At 68.0% G+C, this 17724-nt stretch carries 11 protein-coding genes and 3 pseudogenes; 4 read left to right on the top strand and 10 right to left on the bottom strand.

The annotated features are described in order from the left end of the window. Nucleotides 1-105: 105 nt before the first annotated feature. From tnpC to FSYMDG_RS08065, 4 genes are all read right to left on the bottom strand, one after another. Nucleotides 106-1188 (bottom strand): IS66 family transposase, encoded by a 1083-nt coding sequence (tnpC, locus tag FSYMDG_RS08080; protein ID WP_013873072.1) that lies wholly within the window; start codon nucleotides 1186-1188, stop codon nucleotides 106-108. Beyond that, on the bottom strand, nucleotides 1185-1526 hold the full coding sequence (locus FSYMDG_RS28140; protein WP_013871791.1) for a DUF6444 domain-containing protein: 342 nt from the start codon (nucleotides 1524-1526) through the stop codon (nucleotides 1185-1187). The genes tnpC and FSYMDG_RS28140 overlap by 4 nt, the downstream gene beginning before the upstream one ends. 128 nt (nucleotides 1527-1654) lie before the next feature. Beyond that, nucleotides 1655-2590 carry an ABC transporter permease gene (locus FSYMDG_RS08070; RefSeq protein ID WP_013873071.1) on the bottom strand — a complete coding sequence of 312 codons (936 nt, stop codon included), beginning with the start codon at nucleotides 2588-2590 and terminating at the stop codon, nucleotides 1655-1657. Further along, on the bottom strand, nucleotides 2587-3561 hold the full coding sequence (locus tag FSYMDG_RS08065) for a daunorubicin resistance protein DrrA family ABC transporter ATP-binding protein (RefSeq protein ID WP_013873070.1): 975 nt from the start codon (nucleotides 3559-3561) through the stop codon (nucleotides 2587-2589). The genes FSYMDG_RS08070 and FSYMDG_RS08065 overlap by 4 nt, the downstream gene beginning before the upstream one ends. A 142-nt stretch (nucleotides 3562-3703) precedes the next feature. Here FSYMDG_RS08065 and FSYMDG_RS08055 point away from each other — a divergent pair. Next, nucleotides 3704-4881, top strand: a protein-coding gene (locus tag FSYMDG_RS08055) for an IS3 family transposase (protein WP_085948540.1) whose coding sequence is annotated in 2 segments (ribosomal slippage) — nucleotides 3704-3965 and nucleotides 3965-4881 — 1179 coding nt in all. Because the reading frame shifts where the segments join, the coding sequence is not laid out codon by codon here. Nucleotides 4882-5016: 135 nt separating this feature from the next. On the opposite strand, the pseudogene FSYMDG_RS08050 reads toward FSYMDG_RS08055, so the two are convergent. Beyond that, nucleotides 5017-6243, bottom strand: a pseudogene (locus FSYMDG_RS08050) (NF041680 family putative transposase); the annotation flags it as partial. A gap of 133 nt (nucleotides 6244-6376) precedes the next feature. Between FSYMDG_RS08050 and FSYMDG_RS24205 the strand changes: the two are divergent. From FSYMDG_RS24205 to FSYMDG_RS24200, 3 genes and pseudogenes are all read left to right on the top strand, one after another. Then, nucleotides 6377-7151: pseudogene (locus FSYMDG_RS24205) on the top strand (IS256 family transposase); the annotation flags it as partial. Nucleotides 7152-7203: 52 nt separating this feature from the next. Then, nucleotides 7204-9303, top strand: coding sequence for an ISAzo13 family transposase (locus tag FSYMDG_RS08045; protein ID WP_013873067.1), 2100 nt, complete (start codon nucleotides 7204-7206; stop codon nucleotides 9301-9303). Between the two features lie 7 nt (nucleotides 9304-9310). Further along, nucleotides 9311-9790, top strand: a pseudogene (locus FSYMDG_RS24200) (transposase); the annotation flags it as partial. On the opposite strand, the gene FSYMDG_RS08035 reads toward FSYMDG_RS24200, so the two are convergent. The 5 genes from FSYMDG_RS08035 to dnaG all read right to left on the bottom strand — a co-directional run bounded on the left by FSYMDG_RS08035 (nucleotide 9694) and on the right by dnaG (nucleotide 17311). Next, complete coding sequence (locus tag FSYMDG_RS08035) at nucleotides 9694-10899, bottom strand: IS66 family transposase (protein WP_131773915.1); 1206 nt, start codon at nucleotides 10897-10899, stop codon at nucleotides 9694-9696. The pseudogene FSYMDG_RS24200 and the gene FSYMDG_RS08035 overlap by 97 nt on opposite strands. A 445-nt stretch (nucleotides 10900-11344) precedes the next feature. After that, nucleotides 11345-12685, bottom strand: a complete 1341-nt coding sequence (locus FSYMDG_RS08030) for a hypothetical protein (protein ID WP_131772370.1) — start codon at nucleotides 12683-12685, stop codon at nucleotides 11345-11347. A gap of 327 nt (nucleotides 12686-13012) precedes the next feature. Further along, nucleotides 13013-13732 carry a class E sortase gene (locus tag FSYMDG_RS08025; protein ID WP_347176459.1) on the bottom strand — a complete coding sequence of 240 codons (720 nt, stop codon included), beginning with the start codon at nucleotides 13730-13732 and terminating at the stop codon, nucleotides 13013-13015. Between the two features lie 422 nt (nucleotides 13733-14154). Further along, entirely contained in the window at nucleotides 14155-15333 is a 1179-nt protein-coding gene (locus FSYMDG_RS08020; protein WP_013873062.1) for an RNA polymerase sigma factor, read from the bottom strand. Nucleotides 15334-15373: 40 nt separating this feature from the next. Continuing rightward, complete coding sequence (gene dnaG / locus FSYMDG_RS08015) at nucleotides 15374-17311, bottom strand: DNA primase (protein WP_013873061.1); 1938 nt, start codon at nucleotides 17309-17311, stop codon at nucleotides 15374-15376. Nucleotides 17312-17724 lie beyond the last annotated feature (413 nt).

The raw sequence follows: 17724 nt of genomic DNA, 5'->3' as shown, positions 1-17724 counted from the left end.
GCGGGCGGCGCCGACCGAACCCGGATGAGAGCATGGATCAGCAGGGACGGCACTTTATCTGCAGGCCACCTGGGCGTAACTGGTCAGGTAGTTTTTGATCTTGAGTTACGTGTAGCTGGTTGCGGGCATCCAGGGACGGCCCTCGGCGAGTTGGACGAGGGCGTCGAACAGGGGGATGCCGTGTTTGGTGGCGGTGGACAGGTAGCTTCGGATCGCGCAGAACTGGCGGGCGCCGGTGAGGGTGCGGAGGCAGCCGGATACCTTCTGCCGTAGTTTGATCATACGGATGTCGCGTTCGGAGCCGTTGTTGTCCGCCGGTATCCGCGTGTTACGGGTGAAACGCAGGTAGTCGGTTTCGCGGTCGACGAGCCGGCAGGCCAGGGCGTGGCGGGCGGCCATGAGCGTCGTGCTCCGGGGGGAGGTCTGGCTGATCCCGATGTGGGCGGCGTGGCGGAGCAGCCGAGTCTGGGTGGCCAGGTCCTGCTTGTCGACCGGGGTGCCGGTCGCGGCGGCGTCGCCTGCCAGCCGGTGTAGGGCGACGAGAGCGTCGGCGGCCTGGGCGGCCCAGCACCAGGTCCCGGCCGGAGCGGTGTCGACCACAGCCTGGAGTTCGCGTAGCACGTGGGCGAGGCAGAGCTGGTGGGTGGCGGCGGTATAGCTGTCGTAGGGTGCCCAGGCGTCGTGGACGATCACCCCGTCGAAGCCGGGTAGCACCCCGAGCGCGTCGATGCCTGCGGTCCCCCGGTGGGGGTGGCAGTCGATCAGCGTGTACTTGTCGGTGCGGGCGCAGTGCACCCAGTGCAGCTTCCCGGCGACCCGCAGCCCGGTCTCATCGGCCCCGATCACGTCGGCGGCGGCCAGCAGATCACGGACGGTGTCACGGAAGCCGTCCAGTCCGGCGGCGGCGCGGGCGGTCATCGCGCCGACGGTGCCCGCCGACAGGGGTATCCCGACCAGTTCGGCCAACGCGGTCGCGGTCCGGTCCTTCGACAGGAACTGGCCGGAATAGAGGTAGACCGCCGCAGCGGTGACCCGCGGCCCGTACTGGACCGGGGCGTCCACCCCCGCCGGCGCCGCCGCCCTTGTCCGTGCCCCGCAGCCGCACTCCCGCTCGACCAGCTCGTGTTCGACCACGTGCGGGCGTAGCTCGGGCAGGTCGAACACCTGCCGGCGTTCGCTCCGGGTCACCGGCCGGCCCGCAAGCGACGTCCCGCACCCCGCACACGGCCCGGCTCGTGCCGCAGGCGCACGTCAGGCTCGGCGACCATCCGTAGCGTCGATCCCGGATGCCCGTCCTGCCCACCGGGCCGCCGGCCGGTCTTCGTCCGCAGCGACTTCGGCGGTGGTTTCGCCAGCCCGTCCGAGCTCGGCGGCTTCGCCGAGCTCCGCGACGTCTTCTGAAGCTGCGTCTCCAGCTCGGCGATCCGCTCCAGCGCCCGCGCGAGATCCGCCTGCAAGCTCACCACCAGCGCCGCGAGCTCGTCATACGACGGCACCGGCGGCGACGAGGGCGGATCATCGGACACACCCGGACCCTACGACCTGGTCAACCACAGCCCGCCAATAGCCCGGCTCGCCGTGTCACCGGCAACACCCGGCCAGCCGAGGAACCAAAACAAACGATCTACGGGACCTGACCAGTTACACCTGGGCTTCATCTGCTTGTCCGCCGCACGAATTTCCAAACGGTCAGCGGCACGGTGGCCAGCATTATCGCCAGTGACCACGAAACCGATGCCAGGATCGGATGATCAGCCGGCCAGATATTCTCGGCACCGGACGCCGTCGGATTTCCGAACAACTGACGACAGGCAGTCGTGACAGCGGACAACGGGTTCCACCCGGCGACGGGCTGGAGCCAGCCTGGCATGGCGCTCATCGGGGTGAGCGCATTGGACAGATACATGACCGGAAAAAGCCAGACGGTACCCGCTCCGGCGGCCACTTCGGGATTGCTGACCGACACTCCGATCAGCGCTCCCACCCAGCTCATTGCCAGACCGAACAGCAGCAGAATAAGAAATGCGAGGAGCGCGTTGCCCAGCCCGGCCTGCACACGCCACCCGGCCACCAGCCCACACACTGTCGTCACGAACACCGTGATGAAGGCCCTTATGACGCCGGCATTGGTGCAACCCGCGAGGATGGCTAGCCGGGACAGGGGGAGCGTACGGAGCCGGTCGATCGTCTTCTGGGATAGTTCGAAGGCGATTCCGCCGGACGTGGCCGAGGCGGCGCCCATGACGACCGTTTGGGCCAGCAGCCCAGCGATGACGAAATCCGTGTAGTCGGCCTCGCCGGGAAGTGTGATGGCCTTGCCGAAGAGATATATCATCGCTAAGGTGAAGATGGCTGGTTGGACGATGCTGTAGACGATGAGGTCGGGCTGGTGCGGCATGCGCATCAGCAGACGCCTGGTCAACAGGTAGACATCGATGAGGAACGTGACAGGGATGATCCCCTCCGGTTTCCCTGGCCCGGCCCAGCCGCGGGTGACGTGATGTGACCGCGTGCTCCGATGACGACCGGCGACGACCTGCTTCTCACCGTTCGATGCGGCGGCGCCGTCGATGATTGTATTCGGCTTCATTCCACCGTAGCCATCTCGTGCTGAGCCTTGACGTCCATGGGGCGCCCCGTCAAGGTAAAGAAGACGTCGTCGAGGGTCGGCCGGCGCAACTCGACGTCCTCGAGCTCGATCGCCGCGACGTCCATCTCGCGCAGCACCTGCGTCAGCAGGCCTGGTTTGTGCGGTGCCATGACGGCAATCCGCCGTTCCGATCGCGTGACGACAGCCTCCGACGTTGCGAAACGGTCGAGGATGGTCGCGGCCAGAGGCAGCAGCTCATGGTCGCGCAGGACGATCTCGATGCGGTCGTCGCTGGTTCGGGTCTTCAGTTCTTCCACGGTGCCTTCGGCGATGAGGCAGCCCTGGTCCACCACGGCGATCAGGTCGGCGAGCTGGTCCGCTTCCTCCAGGTACTGGGTGGTGAGCAGGAGCGTCACGCCGGAGCCGACAAGCTCCCTGATGAGATCCCAGGTGGCAGTGCGACTGCGCGGGTCGAGTCCGGTGGTGGGTTCGTCCAGGAACAGAATCGAGGGTCGCTTGATCAAACTGATGGCGAGGTCGAGGCGGCGTCTCATGCCACCCGAGTAGGTTCGTGCGAGTCGCCCGGCCGCCGCGGTGAGATCGAACATTTCCAGCAGCTCCTGGGCCCGCCCGCGGGCATGCCGCCGGCTGAGGCGATGCAGCCGGCCGAACAGCTCCAGGTTTTCCGCGCCGGTAAGCAGGGGCTCCACAGCGGTTTCCTGGCCGGAGACGCCGATCCGGCGCCGTACCTGCAGTGGGTGGCGGGCCACGTTGAACGCCCCCACCCAGGCACTGCCACCGTCCGGTTTCAAAAGCGTCGTCAGTATGTTCACAGTCGTGGTCTTGCCGGCCCCGTTCGGGCCCAGCAGCCCGAGTACGCTCCCGGCCGAAACCTGCAGGTTCAGGCCGTGCAGGCCGTACACCGCCCCGTACTTCTTGGTCAGATTCTCGGTGTGGATCCCATTATCCATCAGCCCATGCCCTTCTGACTTGTCCCCGCGCCTGCCTGCGATCTCACCTGTTACCAGTCTTCGAGTATCCAGATGAGGTGGTCCCCGTTCTTCGGACAGTGATCCCTATGTGGGATAATTGATCCGTGAGCGGAGGAGATTGATGACTGAGTCCCGGAGGCGGTTCACGCCCGAGTACAAGGACGAGGCAGTGAAACTCGTCATCGATTCGGGTCGGCCGGTATCGGCGATCGCGAAGGACCTCGGTATCAACGAGGGAACCCTGGGGAGCTGGGTGGCCACCTGGCGTCGGGCCCACCAAGGCGAAGAAGAACCGCTGTCGATGTCCGAGCGTGCCCGGCTACGGGAGCTGGAGAAGGAGAACCGGGAACTCCGGATGGAGCGCGAGTTCCTCTCAAAAGCGGCAGCCTTCTTCGCGCAACGCCATCAGTGATCGATAAGTTCGAGCTGATCGCCGCGGAGAAGGACAACTACCCGATACGCAAAATGTGCCAGTGGCTCGTGGTGTCGACGTCCGGTTTCTACGACTGGTACCAGCGACCGGTGTCGTCCCGGACCCGCCGGCACACCACCCTGGACACCCAGGTGCGGGCGTTGTTCGCCGCCTCGCGCCAGACCTACGGCGCGCGGCGGATCGCCGCCGCTCTGACCGCGTCGGGCCAGCCCACCTCGGTCCGCCTCGCCCGACGGATCATGCGCCGAGCAGGGCTGAAGGCCTGCCAGCCCAGGGCCTACCGCCGCACCACGATCCCCGGCCAGGCGCCGGTGCCCACCGACCACGTCCGCCGCGACTTCACCGCCACCCGCCCCGGGGCCAAGCTCGTCGGTGACATCACCTATGTCCGTACCGGCGAAGGCTGGCTGTATCTCGCCACGGTCATCGACTGCTATTCACGGAAGGTTCTCGGCTGGTCGATGGCCAGTCACATGCGGACCGAACTCGTCGTCGACGCATTCACCATGGCCGCGTCCCGCACCACCCTTGCACCGAACGCGGTTTTTCACTCGGATCGCGGTACGCAATACACGTCCGACGCCTACCATCGCACGCTGGCACGACACGGCGTGCGACCTTCCGTAGGCGCCACCGGAGTGTGCTGGGACAACTCCGCCGCCGAATCCTTCTTTGGCACCCTGAAAAACGAACTCGTCTATCGGGAAATTTACCTAACCCGTCGTGCCGCCCGCAGTGCGATCGCCGAGTACATCGAAGTCTTCTACAACCGGCAGCGACTCCACTCCACCCTCGGCTACCACACCCCGGAACACGTCGAACGTCTCTACCTGACGAGTCGGACATCAATACCAGAGGCGGCGTAAAGCTGATATAGTCCAGTTATCGCGTGTCCGTAGAATGGGCAGCACCTCATTCGATGCTCTCGTCCAACTTGCCGAGGGCCGTCCCTGGATGCCCGCGATCAGCTAACTCAAGGTCAAAAACTACCTGACTAGTTACTATCCGACGTCGTAGTGGGGTGCTGGGCTGCGGTTGGTCGAGCCGGGAGGACGGCCGGGACCGGCTTTGGTGGGTTTCGGTGCGCTGGCGGGAAGGGGCATGATCGTGCGAAGGTTCCGGAACCCTCGGCGGACCCGGGCGGGCGTGAGGCGTCCCGGTGGGGCGGGTTTCTCCCAGGGTCGGCGCAGGTCGGCGGCCAGGTGTCGGGCGAGGCGGAGCTGGGTGTGGGCGGAGATGATCAGCCAGGTCCAGCGGTCGGCGGCCTGCGGGGTGCGGATCTTCGGGCGGGTCCAGCCCAGGGTCTGTTTGAACAGCCGGAAGGTGTGTTCCAGGTCGAACCGGCGCAGGAACGACTGCCAGGCGCGGTCGATGTCGGCGGCGGTGGCCGCGACTGCGGAGAACCACGGCCACACGGGCTTGGGGTCGCGGTCGCCGGGCAGGTGGTCAACCTCCAGCCGGATGAGGGTCCCTTCGATGATCGGCAGGTCGCCGGGGTGGTCGATCCAGCAGGTGCGGGGGGCCAGTCGGGGGTGTAGCCGGTCCCAACTGGTCGCGGTGGCCCTTCCGTAGCGGCTGGTGTCGGTGATCGTGGTGTGCCGCGGTGCGGGCCAGGTCGCGGGCGTGTCAAGGGCGAACTCGGGGCCGTGCTTCGGTGGACGGCCGCTGGCGCCGGGCTGTCGGGGTAGTGGGGGCAGCCGCAGCACCCGGTCGGAACGGATCCGGCCGAGGACCTCGACAGGCAGGTCAGCCAGGACGAACGCCAGCCGGGTGACGTCGTAACCGGCGTCCATCACGATCAGGATGTTCGGGTCGCCGTCGCGCCAGTGCCCGGCGGCGACCAGACGGCCCACGACCGCCCGGAGCTGGTCGGCCGTCACCGCCGTGGCGTCGTCGGCAGGACCCAAGCGGACCGCGTCCAAGACCGCGGTCCACGACGTCCGGCCGGGTTCGAGGGCCGCGACGAAGGAGTACGGCCAGCCCGGAATCAGCTGGGACTGGTTCTTCGCACGGCCGTGCACGTGGCAGAACAGCCGCTGTGCGCTGGTCAACGCGTCCGAGCGCAGCCACGGGCTGACATCAACGGCCAGCACGAGTCGTCCGCCGGCGGCCGCGGGCAGCGGAAGGTCCGCGAGTGCACGTCGCAGCCGGGCGATCTCTAACCGGCCGCTGTTCAGCCCGTCGTACAACGCCCCGTGGCCGCGACGGTGCTCCGGGGCCAGTGTCAGGGCTGGAGTCCATGGACGTGGTGTACGAAGAGTAACGATCTAACGACTCGCCGGAGTGGCGGTCTGTGACGTAGAGCGACCACCGCGTGATCCTTCCGAGGACCTGTGAAGAACTCGAGTAAGGAGCAACGCGATGGCCGTACGCCCGACTGTGACCGACACCGAGGGGTTCGGCAAGGAACTCGCCGCGGCGAGTCCGGATCTTCTGGGCTCGATGGTGAAGATGTTCACTGAAGCGCTGATGAGCGCCGAGGCGGACGGTATCTGCAATGCCGAATATGGGGAGGTATCTCCGGAACGGGTCAACCGTCGGAACGGCTACCGGATGCGCGAGTGGGACACTCGGGCGGGCACGATCGAGCTCGCTGTTCCCAAGCTGCGGTCCGGTTCCTATTTCCCGGAATGGCTCCTGACCCGGCGACGCCGTGCCGAGCAGGCACTGATCTCGGTGATCGCCACCTCCTACCTGCTCGGGGTCTCCACGAGAAGAGTCGACAAGCTTGTCGAGCAGCTCGGCGTCGCGCACATCTCGAAATCCCAGGTCTCGGCACTGGCGAAACAGCTCGACGCCCAGGTCGAGGCGTTCCGCTCCCGGCCGCTCGATGCCGGCCCCTACCGGTTCGTGCAGGCCGACGCGTTGACGATGAAGGTCCGCGAGGGTGGCCGTGTGATCAACGTCCACTGCCTGCTGGCGGTCGGGGTCAACGGCGACGGGCACCGGGAGATCCTCGGCCTCGACGTCGTCTCCTCCGAGGACGGGGCCGGCTGGCTGGCGTTCTTCCCCTGTCTTGGTCGCCCGCGGGCTGTCCGGGGTCCGGCTGGTCACCTCCGACGCCCACGCCGGCCTGGTGGCCGCGATCGGAGCGACCCTGCCGGGCGCGTCGTGGCAGCGTTGCCGAACGCATTGGACCTGTGCAGGAACAACCTGGTGGTTCGACCGGTCTGGTTCGATGACGTGCTATGGCGATCACGGAGAACGTTCTGGATCAGATGTCTCGTCGGTTCGCGGTGGTGCTGCCGCACCTGGACGAGCGGCAGCGGCGGCTGGTGCTGGCGACCGAGGCCCGGCTGCTGGGGCACGGCGGTGTCCGCGCGGTGGCCCGGGTCGCCGGCGTCAGCGAGACCACGGTCCGCACCGGCGTGTTCGAGCTGGAAGCAGGCGAACAGCCGCTGTCCGGTCGACGGGTCCGCAGGCCGGGCGGGGGCCGCAAACGCATCGAGGACACGGATCCGGCCGTGGTGGCAGCGCTCCTCGCGCTCGTCGAGCCGGACGAGCGCGGTGACCCGATGTCACCGCTGCGGTGGACCACGAAGTCACTGCGGCACCTCGCCGAGAAACTCACTCGCCAGGGGCATCCGGTGTCGCCGTCCACGGTCCGCCGGTTGTTACGAGCGGCCGGTTTCAGCCTGCAGGCGAACTCCAAGACTCTGGAAGGGAAACAGCACCCTGACCGGGATACCCAGTTCCGCTACCTCAACGAGCAGGTCATCGAGCATCGGAAGGCCGGCGAGCCCGTCATCAGCGTGGATACGAAGAAGGAGATGCTCGGCCAGCTCCCGAACCCGGGCCGTGAATGGCGACCGAAAGGCGACCCCGTCCAGGTGGAGGATCACAGTTTCTTCACCGGCCCGCAAGGTGAGACCGCGATCCCCTACGGCGTCTACGACCTGACCGCTGATGCCGGGTGGGTCAATGTCGGGGTCGACCACGACACCTCGGCGTTCGCGGTGGCCTCGATCCGCCGCTGGTGGCAGGCCCGTGGCCAGGCCGACTACCCCCGTGCCACCCGGCTGCTGGTCACCGCGGACGCGGGCGGGTCCAACAGCTACCGCTACCGGTCCTGGAAAGCCGAACTCGCCACACTCGCCGCTGACACCGGCCTGGCAATCACGGTGTGTCATTTCCCGCCGGGCACCTCGAAATGGAACAAGATCGAGCACCGGTTGTTCTCCCAGATCACTATGAACTGGCGCGGCCGGCCGCTAACCAGCCATGAAGTGGTCGTGAACACGATCACCGCGACCCGGACCCGCAGCGGGCTACGTGTCGAAGCGCACCTGGACACCCAGAACTACCCGGTCGGCGTCGCGGTCAGCAAAGCGCGCATCGATACCCTCCCGATCACGTCCCATCCGGTGCGCGGAAAGTGGAACTACACCGTCCATCCGGCGCGCTCCGACGGCGCCGTGGACTCATCCGGTGCCGTTGACACCGCGGTCGTTCCGGACCGAGCCGCGACCCTGGTACTGCTGGCCCACCCGCGTCTGACCGGCATGAGCACCGCCGAGATGGACACGCTCGCGGCACAGCTGGCCCCAGCCCAGGCCGCCCGCCGCGAGCAGCGCCGCTACCAGCAGCGCGGCGGACCACGCCGCCACGCCCCCGGCGCCCACGGCAGAACCCTGCTCTCACCCCGCGACCGGGTCCTGGTCACCGTCGTCCACCTGCGCCAGATCTGCTCGCAGCGCGTCCTGGCGGACATGCTGGAGGTCAACCCACGCACCATCGGCGAGGCAGTCACCGACGTCCGCCAGCTCCTGCACGAACAGAACATCACCATCGAGCCGACGACGCTACGGTTCACCCAGGCCGAGCAGATCACGGCCTACGCACACAGCGGACAGTACGACGACGGCCGACCGTCACTGCCCTGGGCGTTGTCCGACCCCGCGCTGACTGGCATGAGCCGCGCCGACCTCGCCGCGCTTGTCGAACAGGTGTCTGTCCGGCAAGCGGCAGCGGTGGAACGGCGCCGGCATCAGCAGCGTGGCCGCCAGCGCCTACCCGGAACCCGCGCAGGCGTATTCCCACAGAAGATCACCAGCGGCGAACGTGTCCTCGCCGCCGTTCTCCATCACCGCAAAGTCGCCACCGGCCGGGTACTGGCCGACCTGTTCGGCGTCAGCCACCGCACCATCGGCACCGCCTTCCTCGACGTCCGCCCGATCCTCGACGAAGACGGCATCCACCTGCCACCAGCACCGGTGAAGTTCCGCACCACTGAACAGCTCCTCGCCTCCCTCACACCAGCAGACGAGACCGCCACGCCGACGGGTTAATTCCGCACAGGTCCATTATCTCCGGGATTTGCTGACCGCCACTCCGAAATCTTCCCAGCCGTGGGTCGCCACCTTGGTGCGCACTGTTTTCGACCAGGCGGACGCGAACGAAGTCAGCGTGCAGTTCGACCGGGTCGTCAAGGCGCTTTCAGAGAAACTCCCCAAGATCGCCGATCATTTGTCCGACGCGAAATCCGATCTGCTCGCGTTCACCGTCTACCCGCGGGAGATCTGGCGGCAGATCTGGCCGTCGAACCCGCAGGAACGACTGAACCGGGAAATCCGCCGGCGTACCGATGTCGTAGGTATCTTCCCCGACCGTGGGGCTATCATCAGGCTCGTCGGTGCCGTGCTGGCCGAGCAGCACGACGAGTGGATCGAAACCCATCGCTACATCGGCCTGGAAATCCTCGCCAAATGCGACCCGGCGCAGGAATCCCGCGACACACCCGAGATCAGCGTGACACCGGAGGCGTTGACCGCATAACCTGAACCAGGATCACGCGGAGTCACTCTCCGTACACCACACTCCCGGACGCGACCGTGATGTGGTCGGCCGCCGTGTTCGACCCGGCGTTCCCCGGGCGCCTCCGGGTAGGTCTCGACCACGTCCTGGAGGTCGCGCAGGAGATGCGACACGCACAACTGGTGGAGAAACCCGGTGCACTCGTCGCAGTCGTAGAGGGCGTAGCGGTCGTGGACGACGACCCCGAGCATCCGGCCGAGCAGGAACACCCGGAAACTGGCCTTGTCGCGCCGCCCCAGCATGAACAGGGTGAACAGCAGCGTCGACGCCGAGAGCACGTAGCGCTTCTCGCCCTTCGGGCCGACCTTCAGCGGCGTCTCGTCGAACCCGGCGACCTTCTCAGCGGCGATCCGCTCCCCGATCTCGGTGACCGACTCCTCGACCGCGTCCGCGCCCAGGGCCAGCAGCGAATGCAGCCAGCCCGCCGAGACCGCCACCCCGCACAGCTCGACGACCGCCTCCCGGGCCCGCTCGACCGGCAGGTGCTGGCGGACCAGGAAGTACGTCGCGAGCGCGCGCAACTCCGGCCCGTAGGACACCGGCGCCCCGGACACCCCCTCCGGCCGGGCGGCCACGTGGCAGCGTCCGCAGCCGCACACGACCCGGTAGAGATCATGCTGGGTCACCCCGACCCGGACCGGCTCGAGATCGTGGGACTGGTGCGAGCGGGCGACCCCGACCGCCGCCATCTCCGCCAGCGACGCCCCGCAGCCACACGCCCCGACCGGGAAATGCGCCTCGACCCGGTCCGGCTCCTCCCGCCAGGCCAGCGTCCGCCCGTCCTGCCCCGGCTGCTTCCCGCGCTTCCTCTTCCCGCCCCCGGCGGCGCGGCGCTCCGCCCGGTTCGGCCCGGCCCGACCCGGCAGCACCCCCTCCGACGACGGCGGCAACGACGAGTTCCCCGAGTTCCGCGAGCCCGCCCGCCTCAACCGGTCGACCTCCGCCGCCAACTCCTCGACCCGGCGCTCCTGCCCGGCCAGCCGCTCATCGCGCTCGGCGATCCCGGCCCGCAGCTGTTCGATCAGCCCCGCCTGCGCCACCACGAGAGCAACCAGCTCCTCGCGCGACATCCCATCCGGCGACACCACCACGCCCCGACCATGCCGTCACGGGCAACACACCCGAACACCGAACAACATCCACACCCGGCTCCAACGCCAGCCACCCACAGCAAGATCACGAATCCACGTGAATGTTTACGGATGGAAAGTTGCGCTCAACTCGCTCGCCAACCTTTTCCCCGGACGTCTACCCTTCTGATAACGTGAACGCGTAAGCTATTCACCTTTGGCTTACACGGAAATCGTGACAGGCTCGCGGCCGCGGCGTGCCCCGGGTAGCGCCGCCCATGGCGCTGCCACTGCGGGATAACGGGCTCGGGGAAACCGTCGGCGGTACCTTCCTGGAAGCCACGGTTCCCGAACCTCCCGGCCCGGCCGGAACCTGAGCGCGGGCGGTCGGCGACGCCTACCGGCCCGGAGCGGAAATCTACCCGGAGGCTTCGCCGCCGAGCTGTCACAAAGCCTTCTCCAGCGGTTTTCCGGCGGCTTTCCGCGTCCTGTCGGGAGGGCTGTCACCGACGAGCAGGAGAAGCGCCAGGAAAATCCAGATGAAAAGCGCCACCCGGTTGGCGGTGAAAGCGGGCAGGCCCGCGGTCGCCGCCAGGCTCATGACGAGCACGGAGGTGGCGAACGGCCGTTGCGGCCCGGACCGCGCCGGTCGCCCACCAAGCCACGTCCCGACCAGGACGGCCAGCACGAGCGTGAACAGCACCACCCCGAGCACGCCGCCGACGATGATCACCTCGACCCAGGAGCTGTCATACGGCACGGCGAGCCCACTGGCGCCGTAGCCGAACCAGGGCCGGGTGGCGAGGACATAGTCGAACGCCATACCGGACGCGCCGTTCGACCCCAGCCGGCCCGCCGTGTACTTCTCCATGACGCTGCCGCCGTCACCGCCGCTGAAGAGCGCGGACAGCATCCACGCGCCGCGCCACTGCGGAATGTCGACCTGGTTGAGGGCGATCCTGAACAGCCCCGCCATGGCGGCGATGACGAGCACCCGCCGAAGCCGCCAGCCCTGGCGTACCGCCTGCCACAACGCCAGCGGCACACCGATCAGCAGGAACGTCTTCGACACGCTCAGGACACCGCCGACGAGCACCGGAGTGGCAACGATGCCGAGCAGCACCGGCCTGTCCCGGCTGGGCCGGCCGAAAAGGTAGAGCGCCGCGAACAGCGCGAGAGAGTATGCGATACCGGCCTCGGCCGGCTGCGTGAAGATCCCGGTCAGCCGGCCGTTGCTGAAGGCGCGTACGGCAACCGTCGTCTCCAGGGTGGCCGGCCCGTAGCCCCAGAACTTCTGCAACCATCCGGTCGGATTGATGAAGAGACCGCTGAACGCGATTATCCCGTTGCCGGCGACCAGCACGACAAAAGCCGTGCACACGACGTCCAGCAGGACCAGCCGGGTATATCCGGCCGCCAGCCAGCAGCTCACCAGGAGCAATGCGGCCAACGGGTACAGATAGTTGTCGACGCCGGACAGCATACTGCCCGGAAGAAAACGGCCGGATACGACGGAGCTGTCCGGGTTGATCATAGTCGAAAATGCCAGGAACGCCCACAGGCCCAGGACGCACGCGTACCGTCCGTCGAATCTCAGCCGCGACGCGAGGAACGGCAGGCTGGCCAGCAGCGACCCGTAGACCACCACCTGCTCGGTGCGCACACCGTTCATGAGATACGGCCCGAACGCCGCCACGACGACAGTCACGGGCCAGGCGCGGACCAGCGGATGGCGGACGACCAGCGGATGCTGGTGGCCGGTGCGGGGAGGACTCAGGTTCAGCATCGGCTCCATGTTCAGCACGGCTCCAGGTTCAGCATCGGCCGTGGTGGCCTCCGTCCTGTTCGGTGCGGCGTGCCGGGTTCGGCACCGCGGTGCAGGGCGCTGTTCTCGCCGCCGGACGGTCGCGGCCCAACTGGGCCCAACCGGTGGGGAACACCCCGCCGTGGTTCATTCGTCAACAGTCACCCGAGTGAGCGGAAGGTGGGGTTCGACAGCCGGGAAGACGCCGAAAAGCAGGCCGGCGGCCACTGCCACGACAAGCACGGCCAGCAGCGCGAGTCTTACGGCGAACCCGCCGGGAAGACGCCGGAAAATCCATCCGTACACCCGTCACCCCCTGGCCGGGCCAAGTGACTGCCCGGGTGTCTTCGGCCGGGTGCCGGTGAGCTCACCGAAGACGATCAGGCGGGTGCTGGCCGAGTATTTCGGATTGCAGGTGGTGAACGTCAGCAGGCTTTTCGTGGGCCGTGCGCCGGGCTGTCCGGGTACCGGCAGGATCACGTCCGTCCGGGCGGGGTCGACCACTTCCGAGCCCGTCACCCGATAGACGAAATAATGGTCCCGCACCTCGACGACAACCTGGTCACCGATCCGCAGTTCGTCCAGCCGGCTGAACGGATGGCCGTAGGTGGTGCGATGCCCGGACACGACGAAGTTGCCGGGCTCGCCGGGCCAGGCGGTCCCCGGATAATGTCCGGGGCCGCGCCGTAGCGCGCCGTCCGACACCCCCTCGACGACAACCGGGGCGTAACCGTCGCCGAAACGAGGGATGCGCAGCACGGCCACCCCGTCGCCGACGGCCGTGGGTGCCAGCCGCGGCTGCGGCAGGCCCGCCGGGGCCGCGGCCGCCCACTGCTGGGACAGTTCGGAGCGCAGCCGGCTCTGGGTGCGCTCCTGCACCATGTCGGTGACCCACAGTTCGTAGACCACGAACAGCGCCACCACGAAACCAACAGTGATCAATAACTCGCCGACGCCTCGTACAAGGCGTCCGACCGACCCTCCCCCGCCACGGGGCGCGGGCTGCCGGCCGGGTAGCCGCCGCGGCAGCTGTTCCGGTAGCTGTCGGCCGGGCGGTTGCCGGCTGGATGATCCTGACGGTGCGCCGTCCGCACCGATCTGCCCGCCGAGCGGACGCGTCGGCCGCGTCCCCACCACGGCAGGTGATGCTCCTGCCCGTGTCTGTGGCCCGTTCCAGGGTCCAGGAACGCCCTGGGCATCGGGATGAGGCAGCACAGTACCCATGATGGGTACTTTAAGTCATCGAGTGACTACTAGTGCGCTCCGACCCGCAGAGACGACTCCGGCCGGTTTACCGGCATCGGGACACAACAAGGACACAGAGCGACATAGAGTACACAACGAGGCACGACAAATCGGCGCACGGCAGCCGGAACACCGTCTGCTGCCGACAGCCACCGAGCGGCCCGTGCCTCGCCCGGCCGCGCGGGACCCCCTACCTGTAGGGGTGTCTACTCCAAGTAGTCGCGCAGCTTCTGGGACCGGGACGGGTGGCGCAGCTTCGACAGCGTCTTCGACTCGATCTGCCTGATGCGTTCGCGGGTGACCCCGAACTCCCGGCCAACCTCCTCCAACGTGCGCGGGTGGCCGTCGGTGAGCCCGAAGCGCAACTGGATGACCTTCTTCTCCCGGTCGGAGAGCGTGTGCAGGACGGAATCCAACTGCTCCTGCAGCAGGATGAAGCTGGCCGCGTCGACCGGCACGACCGCGTCGCAGTCCTCGATGAAGTCGCCGAGGTGGGAGTCCTCCTCCTCACCGATCGGCGTCTCCAGGGAGACCGGCTCCTGGGACACCTTGAGGATCTCACGCACCTTGTCAGGTGTGAGATCCATTTCCTTGGCGATCTCCTCCGGGCTCGGCTCACGACCGAGGTCCTGCAGGAGCTGCCGCTGGATGCGGATCAGCTTGTTGATCGTCTCGACCATGTGCACCGGGATGCGGATGGTGCGTGCCTGGTCGGCGATGGCCCGGGTGACCGCCTGCCGGATCCACCAGGTGGCGTAGGTGGAGAACTTGTAGCCCTTGGTGTAGTCGAACTTCTCCACCGCGCGGATCAGACCGAGGTTGCCCTCCTGGATGAGGTCCAGGAACAGCATGCCGCGGCCCACGTAGCGCTTGGCGATCGACACCACCAGCCGCAGGTTCGCCTCGACGAGCTTGCGCTTGGCGATCTGCCCGTCACGTTCGATCGCCTCCAGGTCGCGGCGCATCTGCGGGGAGGTCTTGCGGGTGGCCGCCGCGAGCTTCTCGGAGGCGAACAGGCCGGCCTCGATCCGCTTGGCGAGGTCGACCTCCTCCTCCGCGGTCAGCAGCGGGACCTTCCCGATCTCCTTGAGGTACATGCGCACCGGGTCGGAGGTCGGCGCCTTGAGCGCCAGCTCCTCCTCCTCACGACGACGCCGGGCGAGCAGGTCGTTCTCCTCGGCGTCCTCCCCACCCGCCTCGAGAATCTCGATGCCCTCGTCGTTGAGGACCTGCAGGACGGCGTCGGTCTGCTCCGGTGGCAGCTCGGCCGCCTGGAGGGCGACCGTGACGTCCTCGGTAGTGAGGAAACCGATCTCCTTGCCTCGGGTGATGAGGTCCTTGACCTCGTCCACCTGGGCTTCGCGCGGTAGGACGGCTGGACTCATGGTCGGAATCTCGTCACTTCCTTCTCGGGATCGACCCAGGTTACGCGGCACCCAGGCCCCGCTCCCGGAGTTGGCGCTTGTGCTGTTCCAAGGCGATCAGCTCACCATATGCGCGTCTGAACGTCTCGGCGTCGGTTACGGGATTGAGCCGCTGCACACGCGACTTCAGATCCGCAATGCGACGGGTCACCTGCAACTCCTGTACGCGTGACATCTGCTCATCGACATACCGGTCGTCCACATCGTGGTCACAGAACACCGCCTCCACGGCAAGCTCGATGACGAACCGCCGAAGCTCGTCCTGCCCGGCCGCCTCCACCACCGTCTTGACCCAGGTCTGGACGTCACCGGCGGCGGGCAGACCGGCGCACACACCGCCCACGGCAGCGATCACCTCACGGACGGCGCGGTGTTCCTGGACCGTGAACAGCTCCGGGGAGAGCGTGTCGAACACCGGGCCGGCAAGTCCCGGATACTGGAGGGCGACCTTGAGTACCTCCCGTTCCACCGCCACGACAGTGTCGTCCGCGACGGCGTCATGCCGACGCGGCAGCTCGGCCCGGCCGCCGGTGCGACCGCCGCGCGCCGCGTGGTCGCCCTGGCCGTGGGCAGGGCCGTCGAGGGACGCCGTACCACCGGCGGCCCCTCGTGGCCGATGCTCAGCGACCCGCCGCACCACGAACTCCTCGTCCAGAAAACCAAGCCAGTTATCCAGATTAACCGCGTAACGGTGTCGTAGCCCTCGATCCTTCAATTTGTTGATCAGAGGGGCGGCCGCGTCGATCGCCGCCAGACGTCCCTCGGTGGTGTCGAGGTCGAAGCCGGCCAGCTTCCCGCGGATGGCGAACTCCACCAACGGGAGGCGGGAGGCGACCAGGTCGCGCACGGCCACGTCCCCGCGCTGGACGCGCAGATCGCACGGATCCAGCCCGGACGGCTCGATCGCCACGAAGGTCTGGGTGACGAAACGCTCCTCGAACTCGAACGCCCGGATGGCGGCCTTGCGGCCCGCCTCGTCGCCGTCGAAGGTGAACACGACCTCGCCGCGGTGCTCGCTCTGGTCCATCAGCAGCCGCCGCAGCACCGTCACGTGCTCGCTGCCGAACGCGGTGCCGCAGGAGGCGACCGCGGTCGGCACCCCGGCGAGGTGGCAGGCCATCACGTCGGTGTAACCCTCGACGACGACGACCTGGTATCGCCGGGCGATCTCCCGCCGGGCCAGGTCGGCCCCGTAGAGCAGGTTGGCCTTCTTGAACAGCGGGGTCTCGGGCGTGTTGAGGTACTTCGGCCCGGGGTCGTCGGCGGCGAGACGGCGGGCGCCGAACCCGACCACGTCCCCGGCGAGGTCGCAGATCGGCCAGACCAGCCGGCGGTGGAACCGGTCGATGAGGCTGCCGCGGCTGCTCTGCTTGGCCAGGCCACCGAGGACGAGCTCCGCGGCGGTGAAGTGCCGGCCCATCAGGTGACGGGTGAGGGTGTCCCAGCCGGCGGGCGCGTAACCGACGCCGAACCGCGCCGCCGCCTCCTGGTCGAAGCCGCGGGCGGCGAGGAAGGCCCGGCCGTCGCCGGCCTCGGCGCCGGCCAGCCGCTCGGCGTAGAACTCCGCGGCCGCCCGGTGGGCGTCGAGCAGCCGCTGGCGCTGGCTGGTGACCGCGCGGCTGGTCACTCCCCCACCCTCGTAGGTGAGGGCGATCCCGGCACGGCGGGCCAGCCGTTCGACCGCCTCCGGGAAGGACAGCCCGTCGATGGCCCGCACGAAGGCGATCACGTCGCCGCCGACGCCACAGCCGAAGCAGTGGTAGGCGCCGACCTGCGGCCGGACGTTGAACGATGGCGTCTTCTCGTCGTGGAACGGGCACAGGCCCCGCAACTGGCCGCTGCCGACCGGGCGGAGCTGCACATAGTCGCCGATGATGTCAGCGATCGGCGAGCGGTCACGCACGGCAGCGACATCGGCGTCACGGATGCGTCCGGCCACACGTCCCTCCCTGCGTCCCGGGTGGAGCGCCAGCGGGCTGGTGTCACGGAGGCCGTCCGGCGCGCACCTCGTGTCACCACCGGGTGTCACCACCGGCTGTCAGCCCTCCGGAAGGCAGCCCTCCGGAAGACTGTCCGGGCCCCCGCAGACCCGCATTCTTCCCCGATGTTACTTGTCATCTGGACCGCAGTGCCGATCTTACGACCGCAGCATGTGACACGCCGTGTCCCGGACGCTCCCAACGGGTCGGCGACGCGCCGGTCGGCGCCCGGTGCCGCCGGGCACCGCGGCACCGTCACGCGGCCGGCGGCAGGGGGTCACAGCCGGTCCCGGAGCCGTCCGCGCGGAGCGTGACCGGCCACGCGATCCACGGGCCGGGCGGCCACCGCCGGGGCGGGGCCGTCCACACGGGC

This window comes from Candidatus Protofrankia datiscae (assembly GCF_000177615.2).
Classification (GTDB): domain Bacteria; phylum Actinomycetota; class Actinomycetes; order Frankiales; family Frankiaceae; genus Protofrankia; species Protofrankia coriariae.
The sequence above is the reverse complement of the archived record's forward strand: the minus strand, read 5'-3'. Positions and strand labels throughout refer to the sequence as shown.

Coding starts and splice junctions, on each gene's coding strand:
- FSYMDG_RS08030 (WP_131772370.1), bottom strand. CDS start 12,685: ATGCTGAACCTGAGTCCTCCCCGCACCGGCCACCAGCATCCGCTGGTC.
- FSYMDG_RS08020 (WP_013873062.1), bottom strand. CDS start 15,333: ATGAGTCCAGCCGTCCTACCGCGCGAAGCCCAGGTGGACGAGGTCAAG.
- FSYMDG_RS08065 (WP_013873070.1), bottom strand. CDS start 3,561: ATGGATAATGGGATCCACACCGAGAATCTGACCAAGAAGTACGGGGCG.
- FSYMDG_RS08035 (WP_131773915.1), bottom strand. CDS start 10,899: ATGTCGCGCGAGGAGCTGGTTGCTCTCGTGGTGGCGCAGGCGGGGCTG.
- FSYMDG_RS08045 (WP_013873067.1), top strand. CDS start 7,204: ATGGCGATCACGGAGAACGTTCTGGATCAGATGTCTCGTCGGTTCGCG.
- FSYMDG_RS08070 (WP_013873071.1), bottom strand. CDS start 2,590: ATGAAGCCGAATACAATCATCGACGGCGCCGCCGCATCGAACGGTGAG.